The sequence below is a fragment of the Xenorhabdus eapokensis genome (genome assembly GCF_001908105.1).
On the sequence record NZ_MKGQ01000017.1, the window covers coordinates 69,844 to 75,487 of the forward strand.

At 41.9% G+C, this 5,644-nt stretch carries 7 protein-coding genes and 2 pseudogenes; 7 read left to right on the plus strand and 2 right to left on the minus strand.

Features of this window, described 5'->3' with window-relative positions; genetic code table 11:
• The 4 genes and pseudogenes from Xedl_RS27860 to Xedl_RS12415 all read left to right on the plus strand — a co-directional run.
• A pseudogene (locus tag Xedl_RS27860) lies at positions 1-202 on the plus strand (hypothetical protein); the annotation flags it as partial.
• A gap of 625 nt (positions 203-827) precedes the next feature.
• Positions 828-1,154, plus strand: a complete 327-nt coding sequence (locus Xedl_RS12405) for a YqcC family protein (protein WP_074024079.1) — start codon at positions 828-830, stop codon at positions 1,152-1,154.
• 1 nt (position 1,155) lies between these two features.
• Complete coding sequence (gene truC, locus Xedl_RS12410; protein ID WP_074024081.1) at positions 1,156-1,908, plus strand: tRNA pseudouridine(65) synthase TruC; 753 nt, start codon at positions 1,156-1,158, stop codon at positions 1,906-1,908.
• Positions 1,909-1,943: 35 nt separating this feature from the next.
• Positions 1,944-2,390 (plus strand): flavodoxin, encoded by a 447-nt coding sequence (locus Xedl_RS12415; RefSeq protein ID WP_074024082.1) that lies wholly within the window; start codon positions 1,944-1,946, stop codon positions 2,388-2,390.
• An 80-nt stretch (positions 2,391-2,470) separates the two neighbouring features.
• Here Xedl_RS12415 and Xedl_RS12420 read toward each other — a convergent pair whose 3' ends face one another.
• A complete protein-coding gene (locus Xedl_RS12420; protein ID WP_074024084.1) occupies positions 2,471-2,857 on the minus strand; it encodes a DUF3461 family protein in 387 nt (128 codons plus the stop codon).
• A gap of 565 nt (positions 2,858-3,422) precedes the next feature.
• Between Xedl_RS12420 and Xedl_RS12430 the strand changes: the two genes are divergently transcribed.
• From Xedl_RS12430 to Xedl_RS12440, 3 genes are all read left to right on the plus strand, one after another.
• Positions 3,423-3,824 (plus strand): HVO_A0114 family putative DNA-binding protein, encoded by a 402-nt coding sequence (locus Xedl_RS12430; protein ID WP_074024085.1) that lies wholly within the window; start codon positions 3,423-3,425, stop codon positions 3,822-3,824.
• 877 nt (positions 3,825-4,701) lie between these two features.
• Complete coding sequence (locus Xedl_RS12435) at positions 4,702-5,010, plus strand: hypothetical protein (RefSeq protein WP_143187429.1); 309 nt, start codon at positions 4,702-4,704, stop codon at positions 5,008-5,010.
• An 18-nt stretch (positions 5,011-5,028) separates the two neighbouring features.
• Positions 5,029-5,223 (plus strand): hypothetical protein, encoded by a 195-nt coding sequence (locus Xedl_RS12440; RefSeq protein ID WP_074024088.1) that lies wholly within the window; start codon positions 5,029-5,031, stop codon positions 5,221-5,223.
• Here Xedl_RS12440 and Xedl_RS12445 read toward each other — a convergent pair.
• Positions 5,185-5,487 (minus strand): annotated as a pseudogene (locus Xedl_RS12445) (transposase); the annotation flags it as partial. The gene Xedl_RS12440 and the pseudogene Xedl_RS12445 sit on opposite strands and share 39 nt — an antisense overlap.
• Positions 5,488-5,644 lie beyond the last annotated feature (157 nt).

Below are 5,644 nucleotides of genomic sequence, written 5' to 3' on the forward strand. Positions count from 1 at the left end.
AAAAAAAACACCGACAGGATGGGTAGCCCTGAGTATCCCGGAACTGCGTAAGCTGTTGTCAAAATTGATGGAAAAAACGGGAGAGGCAGTCGAACAGATTTTACATTGGTCAGACTGGCGACGACGACACCAATACTATGCACAACAATGTCATTACCGTCGTCGGAATAACCCTATGGTGACAGAGCAATTACGTCTGTAGTAGTAAGGTCAATTGCAGATATTAATTGGCTTTTTTGTGAGAAATATCTCACATTTCACGTGAGATATTTCTTTTAATCATAACATGAATATTATTCAGTAAAATTATTTTTAATTTATATCAATAACATGTGTGATGTTACCTTGGTGTGAATTTTTCATCTCTCTTACAATGCTGATTCAGTGGCTTGTTTCAACAGGCTGGATCGTAGATCCTTTCACTGTTCCGCAAGGAACCACTGCAAAACAATAACCAGGGAATAAATCCATCGGGAAGATGGTACAAAGGATGATTAGGTACAGGCAGGAACGCTAAAAATTATCAGTATAATGATTGAATAAAGGATAACTGACAGGGATGTATTTTGTCAGGGAAATCAGCAGGAAGCACCCCAAGTAGCAGGATTGCTATGACAGCCACTCAAGAGGAGAGGGAAAATCTCTCCTCTTACTTCATTTCTATTTGCTTTTGACTATTTGCTTTTGACTAATTGCTGTTAATTATTATCGCAATTTTTCCAGCCGTAACTTTTCCGCTGAAATCGTATCAATGATACTCTTATGTCCTAATGACACGGTGACAATTTTTGTCATCCGAGCAACAGACAAGCATCAGACGAAACATCATGAGTATCGAGAAACAAGTTCTACATAAATTGCAATTAATTGAAGCCACCATGAAAACGGTAGGTGTATGGCAAAATTATCCGCCTAAACCAGAAGCCTTTGAAAGCACCAAACCGTTTTCCATTGATACGATGTCAGCAGAAGAGTGGCTCCAGTGGGTATTAATTCCAAGGATGCGCGCCTTGATAGAACAAAAAGCCGGTTTGCCGACCGCATTTGCCATCGCCCCGTATTTTGAAGAAGCCTATAAAGAAGACGCAGAGCGTTTTTTTCCTTTACTGGATCACTTGCGGGCATTGGACAACCTGTTTACGCAGGATGCCTGATATGCTGGAGATTATTTATCAGGATAAGCATATTGTCGCAGTGAATAAGCCTGCTGGCTGGCTGGTTCACCGGAGTTGGCTGGCGCGCCATGAAACGGTTTTTGTGATGCAGACATTGCGTGATCAAATTGGACAGCATGTTTTCCCTGTCCATCGTCTGGACAGGCCAACATCGGGCGTTTTATTGATGGCGCTTTCAAGTGAAGTCGCCAGGACACTGGCACAACAATTTGAATTCCACAATATACAAAAAACGTATCACGCAGTTGTGCGGGGTTATGTTGAAGGTGATGATATTATCGACTATGCCCTAATGGAACAGTTGGATAAAATTGCGGATAAATTTGCGGATACAGATAGAGAAGCGCAACCAGCCGTTACTTATTATCGCTCATTGGCAAAAGTTGAGTGTCCGGTTGAAATAGGGCGTTATCCAACATCTCGTTTCAGTTTGGTGGAATTGATGCCAAAAACGGGTCGTAAGCATCAATTGCGGCGGCATATGGCCCATATTCGACACCCGATCATTGGGGATACCACGCATGGCGATTTGCGACAAAACCGAGGCGTTGTTAAATATTATCAGACAGGCAGATTAATGTTGCATGCCAGCCACCTTCAACTCAAGCATCCTGTGACAGGAGAGAGCCTTCTCCTCACTGCGCGCTGGGATCAATCATGGCAGAATTTGCTTGAGCAATTTGGCTGGCAGGGTATTGTACCTGATCTGGAATGTCTGACTATTCGTGAATGAATGCAGTATCAAACCGATTAAAGAGATCAATATCTATGGCAAAGATTGGTGTTTTCGTTGGTACAGTTTATGGCAATGCGTTAGCGGTTGCGGAAGAGGCACAGCAGATACTTGAGCAGCAGGGGCATAAGGTTGAAATTTTTGAAGATGCAACCTTAGAACAATGGCAAAAGTATTTGCAGGAAGTTGTTTTAGTGATCACTTCGACAACGGGACAAGGTGATCTACCGGATAATATCCAGCCGCTCTATACAGAGTTAAATGATAAGTTGGGCTATCAGCCCGATCTGAGCTATGGTGTGATTGCGTTAGGTGACAGCAGTTATGACACTTTCTGTGGGGGTGGCCGTACTTTTGATGAACTGTTACAGGAACAGGGAGCCAAACGGATCGGCGAGGTGCTACTGATTGATGCCATCGAGGTAGCTGAACCTGAAGCCTTTGCTCAAGGCTGGATTGAGGAGTGGGGAACTTTGTTGTAAGGAAACGCTATTACACCGCTTATGCTTTTATTGAGTTGGAGAATTAGGAGGATAAGCGGTGTATGACAAACTGACATAATTTACTTACGGGTCAGCTTTTCCAGGTCAGCTTCAATTTCTGCAATTTTATTTGCAACGACATGTTCGAGATGGCGTAAGTCGTCAAGGATTTTGCGTTGCAAATCCACTTCGATCTGATCATGTTTGCAAATCTGATCTAACTCTTCAATGACATAACGTAGGTTGGTGTTGATCTCCTTGACCTCTTTATAACCCTGACTTGAATGTGTGTCAGAGATGGTCTTTAACTGGCGTGGATACTTAAATTTAACGCTTTTGGCGAAGAATTCGCCTTTATCCTTGCGGAAATAAATCTTCAGAATGTCGTTATTCGCTTCCTGACGGAGGCTATAGCGATCAATATCTTCAGGATGTGTGATCCCCAAACTTTTCAAGTTATCGTACATAGTGCGCCACCTAGTCATCTAAATGAAATGGAAAGGCCAAAAATAGTGGATTTATTATCCATTTCGTTATTGTTAAAAGTCAATTGGATAATGGGGATTGAGGGTATCCGTACAAAAATGAGAATAAATACGTTGCTTGAAATCGCCTGGGAATATACATATGATTAGCTCATAATAATGATGGGGCTTTAATTGTGGATTATGAACATGGACTAGAAATCTTATTGGACCTTCATTGCCAAAGAGTTAATAGAGATGACGGTTACTGGTGGGAAATAAGGGCATGGACGGTCAGTAAAACCAAGATGATACCTCATGGAATTAGGTACAATCTGACATTGCATGACAAGCACAAGACCAGAGTATTTGGCATAAACAATGCGCATGCCATTTCTGCACCTCAAAAAGGAAAATATAAGGGACGTATAGTGTACGATCAATATGCACAGAAATTCGCATGATAAAGGAGTACCCTATGAGTTTATGTCGCCTTATCAATTAATTGAGGACTTTTTCGCTAAAATTGATGAAGTCATGGCTGAGAGAGAATCTAGAGGTTAGCAAAATGAAAGCACTCATCGGCGTAATGAATGAAGAACTTATTCGTAAACGTATATTGGCAATCGCTAAAGGTGAATATAAACCGCAGCCAGATGAGCCTAAAATTTGGTTCACATCTATGATAGCACTGGCACAAATATTGAGTGAAAACAATATTGCTTTACTTCGTATGATGGATGAACAGAAGCCAGAAACCATCGCCGAGCTTTCTGGGCTTTCAGGAAGAAAACCTAGCAATTTGTCAACTACGTTAAAAACACTTAATCGGCATGGTTTTGTGCGGTTGGAAAAGAATGGAAAAAATGTCAAACCAATTGCTTTATTTACCGATTTTGAAATAAAGATTGAACAAGAGCTTATTGAAAGAATTATGAAAGCGTGTGCAAAAGAAAAAGAAGCGGCATGAATGTCAACAGCCACTCAATGGGTGGCTTTGTTATGTGTCCGGTAGTTCTTGACCGCTACAGTGATGGTGTGACATGTCACTCTATACAATTATCAATCCCGCTTTGGGTGAGCGGGATTAGGAAAATAACTTAAGGTTGCTGCCAAAAATTTGGGACCCAATACTGCTGAACACGCCTGACGATGAATTGCATACGTTCAGATAGCTGATAGACATTAGACCAATTCCATGCGCGATTTTCAAATAACATCAATCGAATATTCCAACTATAGTAGCCGAAATCCAGCATAATATCCCTAGTATAGAATAAAGCTAAGCAGGGATATTGGTCTCGTCGGGCATCTCGAATATAAGAAGGGCAGTCAGGACAATAGATAGATGTCCCCGCTGAAGAATTATATCTCAACCAAGTTGTACTCATTAATCTTTCGGACACAATAAATGCATCTACATATTCATCACTTGTGAGTAAGCGAACCATAAAAATCCCCCACATTCTACCAATATGTATTAGTTGATAAATTAAACATAATAGAAACAAGGTGTTATCTGCATAATGTGTTCATTTTCCGCACCAATCCGCAAGATCAAACAAGGATCTAACACTCCAGCAAACGCCAGTACTGGCGCGCTGATGTTTATTGGCGGCACTAACCACTAATTTCATCATTGCATTATTTCAATATGAAATCATCTTTTTTAAGACAAAAAATGACCGCCTTCACAGACGGTCATGCAATTGAGTCAAGAATAGGGATTAGCTGTCCCCGTCCAGCGAGTAAGGCTCAAACCGGATCAGCTCTTCCCTGAGCCAGTCATTGAGCTGCTTCATCTTGCTCTGCAATGGCAACGTTGCCCTATTAGCCTTTATGGTGATGTGTATGTATCGGAGTGGGCTTGGGTAGATAATCCCATTCGGTTAGTGAAATTGGCACTGGCTCTCTCGATAAATGAAAAGTGGAATCGTACTTTTTATTCATCCAGAGATTCGTTTGATAATGGCGAAATGGCTTATAAGCTGTTTTTTACCCAAAATTGTATCAAGGGAGAACCCGCTTTTTTCGATACGGTCACGTTGTTTGATGATGCTGAAAATCGTTTCGATGAAGAACAACTTCGTAAAGCATGGTCAAAAGAGGTATTTGACGCACTGTTTTTGTGCCGCCTGCCTCATCCACGCGGGTAATCAGGGAGAATAAACTCAATGGCAAAATCCCCCGCAGAACGCAAAGCCGCGCAGCGCCAATGCCAGCAGGAAGCGGGCGTCACCAAAATAGAATTGCTGGTCGATAATCAGGATCTAGCGATGTTGAAGCGCAATTGTGCCCTGAGACGGCCGGGGCGCGAGCCTTATGTAACCTCAGCTTCGTTTAAAAATAGCGATATCATTATCCCGTAAATTCAAGCTCGGTTTTTTAGGTTGGAATGTATAAGCAATGAGACCTGCGGCGATTTCCAGCAGAAAACCGAGCTGACTACGATGTCTTGAATGCGCTATCTGAGAAATATTTTTGAGCTGATCAATGACCGTTTCTATCAAAAATCGTCTTCTTAACATCAACCTATCCCAGAGCGATAACGCTTTGGCTTTCATGTTGCTACGGACATTCGTAATTAACGTAACGCCTTCCGCTTCCAGCTCATCGCATAAAGCCTGTGATAAATCTGTCTCTTGATCACATCTATAGCTCAAGAGACTGTGCAAGCAAGTAACCCTCAAAGATGGTTTGTAATATGAACCATCCTTCCCATAGTCTTTCCCATCCTACTCGACCATTACGTTTTGAATCGTACCAACCCGCAAGCTTTCCGAGGTTAAT

Coding starts and splice junctions, on each gene's coding strand:
- Xedl_RS12405 (WP_074024079.1), top strand. CDS start 828: ATGAGTATCGAGAAACAAGTTCTACATAAATTGCAATTAATTGAAGCC.
- truC (WP_074024081.1), top strand. CDS start 1,156: ATGCTGGAGATTATTTATCAGGATAAGCATATTGTCGCAGTGAATAAG.
- Xedl_RS12415 (WP_074024082.1), top strand. CDS start 1,944: ATGGCAAAGATTGGTGTTTTCGTTGGTACAGTTTATGGCAATGCGTTA.
- Xedl_RS12420 (WP_074024084.1), bottom strand. CDS start 2,857: ATGTACGATAACTTGAAAAGTTTGGGGATCACACATCCTGAAGATATT.
- Xedl_RS12430 (WP_074024085.1), top strand. CDS start 3,423: ATGAAAGCACTCATCGGCGTAATGAATGAAGAACTTATTCGTAAACGT.
- Xedl_RS12440 (WP_074024088.1), top strand. CDS start 5,029: ATGGCAAAATCCCCCGCAGAACGCAAAGCCGCGCAGCGCCAATGCCAG.